Annotated in this window: 2 protein-coding genes and 1 pseudogene; 2 read left to right on the top strand and 1 reads right to left on the bottom strand. The window is 56.3% G+C overall.

Going from position 1 to position 3,303, the window contains the following annotated elements; all coding sequences use genetic code 11:
• A pseudogene (locus tag BUE21_RS15085) lies at window positions 1-480 on the top strand (hypothetical protein); the annotation flags it as partial.
• 243 nt (window positions 481-723) lie between these two features.
• Here BUE21_RS15085 and BUE21_RS14745 read toward each other — a convergent pair.
• Window positions 724-873 (bottom strand): hypothetical protein, encoded by a 150-nt coding sequence (locus BUE21_RS14745; protein WP_159435871.1) that lies wholly within the window; start codon window positions 871-873, stop codon window positions 724-726.
• 87 nt (window positions 874-960) lie between these two features.
• Between BUE21_RS14745 and BUE21_RS14065 the strand changes: the two genes are divergently transcribed.
• Window positions 961-3,015 (top strand): glycosyltransferase family 4 protein, encoded by a 2,055-nt coding sequence (locus BUE21_RS14065; RefSeq protein WP_159435869.1) that lies wholly within the window; start codon window positions 961-963, stop codon window positions 3,013-3,015.
• Window positions 3,016-3,303 lie beyond the last annotated feature (288 nt).

Below are 3,303 nucleotides of genomic sequence, written 5' to 3'. Positions count from 1 at the left end.
CAGCAAGAAGAGCTGAGGCAGAGGCTGGAGCAGGTGCAGGGCCAGTTGGAGGGGGAGCGTCAGCAGGGCCGGGAGCGAGAGGAGCAGGTGAGGCGGCGAGTGCGGGAGCTGGAGGAGCAGAGCCGGGCCTTGCGCCAGAGCTGGTCATGGCGCATCACCTCTCCCTTGCGTCTGACTCTGGATTGTATCTGGTGGCCCTTTTTGCGGGTCATGAGAAAAGTGCTGGGCAATCCAGCACTCAGCCGAGCCATCAACCAGATGGTGTTGCGCTATCCTGGATTGCACCGCAGGCTCAGAACCGTGGCGGTTCAGAAAGGCTTCATGAGTGCCGTTCCGGAGCATGGGCGGGCTGGGCAGCATGTTCCCTATGCAGGAACGGTTTCCAACGGGTTGCAAACCCAGCCATTGACACCGCGCGCGCAGGTTTTTCACGAAAAACTCCAGCGGGCCATTCAATACCAAAAATCCATCCATTCTTGAAACATGCGCATTGTTCTTGATATGCAGCCTGCCCAAAGCCACAGTCGCTTCAGGGGCATCGGTCGCCACACCATCGATCTTGCCAAGGCGATTGTTCGCAACCGCAAGGAACATGAAATTCTGTTGGTGTTGAATGGCATGATGCCGGAAACAGTGCCTTTCATTCGAGATAGTTTTGCAGGCTTACTGCCACAGAGGCAAATTCTCGTCTGGAAGGCGGCGGCTCCTGTCAAGGCATCGAATTCAGCCAATCAGTTGCGCAGAAAAGTAGCCCAATACACCAGAGAGGCATTCATTCAGCAGCTGGAGCCAGACTTCATCTATGTGTTCAGCATGTTCGAAGGGCATGAAGATGATGCCGTACAAACCATTGGTACATTCTTTGATGGCCAACGTGTTGTTGTGTCATTTCACGATGCCATTCCGCTGATTCAGTCGGATATTTACCTAGAGCCTGATCGCAGCTACAAGCATTTTTATATGGAACAGCTGGCAGAAACCCGCAAGGCCTGCCTGTTGATGGCCATTTCCGAATCTGCCATGCAGGAAGCGGTGGATTATTTCCAATATCCCAAGGATCGAATTCTCAATATCTCTTCTGCGGTTGCCGATATTTTCAAGAAAAAGGACATTGCCCCCGAGGATGAAAAAACCCTGTTTCGTCGCCTTGCGATTCACCGGCCCTATATATTGTATTCTGGTGCCAGCGACGAACGAAAAAACCACCTGGGCCTGATAGAAGCCTATGCCAGATTGCCTGCTCATTTGCGCGAGGATTACCATCTGGTGCTGGCAGGCGGAATGCCTGAGATACACAGAAACCGTTTCGAGGAGCATGTCAAGAAACTGGGCCTGGGCGCAGACGAGGTTATTTTCACGGGGCGGCTGACCGACGATGAATTCGTACTCCTGTACAACCGCTGCCACCTGTATGTCTTTCCTTCATTGCACGAAGGATTTGGCTTGCCCGTGCTGGAAGCCATGTCCTGTGGCGCGGCGGCCATTGGCTCCAACACCACCAGCATCCCGGAGGTGATTGGCTGGGAGCGTGCTCTGTTCGATCCCCACAGCGTGGATGCCATTTGCCACAAAATGCAAGAGGCTCTGACCGATGCGGATTTTTACCGGGCACTGAAGCAGCGTGCCCTGGAGCGGGCCTTCTTGTTCTCGTGGGACAAAAGTGCGTGCCGCATCATCGCTGCGCTGGAGCAGGAGCAGGCATCCCGAGCCGCTGATCGGGCCCAAGCATCGAATGCCGAAGCTCCCCAGTCACGCTGGGTTCGGCAGATTGCACAGCAGGTAGCTTCCTCGGCACAGGGCAGCGATCCGGCATGCTTCAATTTGGCGGCAACGGCACAAACCCTGGCTTACAACGCAGGGGCTGAAACCCGACAGCTGCTGCTGGATATCTCCGAACTGGTTCAGAAGGATGCACGCACCGGCATTCAGCGTGTGGTGCGCAGCATTTTGCGCGAGTGGCTGCAAAACCCGCCAGCAGGCTACCAGATCGAACCTGTGTATGCCACGGCCAGCCAAGGCTATCGGTATGCGCGCCAGTACACAGCGGCCTTTCAGGGCCACGATGCGTCGCAAGGCCAGGATGACCCCATCGATTGGGCCCACGGGGATATCTTCTTCGCACTGGACTTCCAGCCTGAAGTCACCGTGGTGCACCAGCAGTTCTACCAACAACTGCGCGATGATGGGGTGATCGTCAATTTCCTGCTTTACGACCTTCTGAGTCTGCAAATGCCCCATTATTTTGCCCCCGAGGCAGAAGATAATTTTGGCCGCTGGCTGGAAGTGGCCGCTGCTGCGGATCGGCTGGTCTGCATTTCACAGGCAGTGGCCGCAGATGCACCCGAATGGATTGCCCCCTCGCGGCTCAGCAGCCCCCGTGCACTGGATATTGCATGGTTCCATTTGGGGGCTGACGTGGCAAGCTCCAGCCCGAGCACCGGCCTGCCCGATGATGCCCATCGTCTATTGGCCACCCTGCAAGGCCAGACCAACTTCCTGATGGTCAGTACGCTGGAGCCCCGCAAGGGCCATGCACAGGTGCTCAAAGCGTTCGAGCAGTTGTGGCGGGAAGGATCCGATGCCAACCTCATTCTGGTTGGAAAGCAGGGATGGATGGTGGACGGATTGGTGCGCAGAATCCGTGCCCATGCCCAGTTTGGCAAGCACCTGCACTGGCTGGAAGGCATCAGCGATGAATACCTGCAAAAAATCTATGCGTGTAGCACCTGCCTGATTGCCGCTTCATACGGCGAAGGCTTTGGTCTGCCATTGATCGAGGCCGCCCAGCACCGCATTGCGATCATGGCGCGCGACATCCCCGTGTTCCGGGAAATCGCAGGCGAGCATGTCAGCTATTTCGATGCGGCCGATGCCCGAACATTGGCGGCTGCCCTACAGCAATGGATGGGTCAGTATCAGGAAGGAAAAGCACCTTTGCCCGATGCCATGCCCTGGCTGAGTTGGCAGCAAAGTGCCCGTGATCTGCTCACAATCATCCTCACCGACCCCCGATAGCCCCTGTCCGTGCCGAGGCAACGGATTGGCAACCAAAGTGGCTGGTTGTCTATGCCGCTGGGTCTGTGTGGGTATCGACGATAATGGGGCTTTGATCCAATTTCGCAGTCTGGAGAAAGTGTGCCAATCCGGTACAACCTTTTCTTTTTGCACCCACTCCACCCCAGCCCTTCACTCCTAGCGCATGTTTTCGATGACCCCGATCGGATTTTACCGAGCATTTGAAGACGAATATCGAGGCTCACGCGAGCTGATCCAGAGCCGATTGCAGGTATACCTGCCGTTTGT

Source organism: Lampropedia hyalina DSM 16112 (genome assembly GCF_900129055.1).
Classification (GTDB): Bacteria; Pseudomonadota; Gammaproteobacteria; order Burkholderiales; family Burkholderiaceae_C; genus Lampropedia; species Lampropedia hyalina.
The sequence above is the reverse complement of the archived record's forward strand: the minus strand, read 5'-3'. Positions and strand labels throughout refer to the sequence as shown.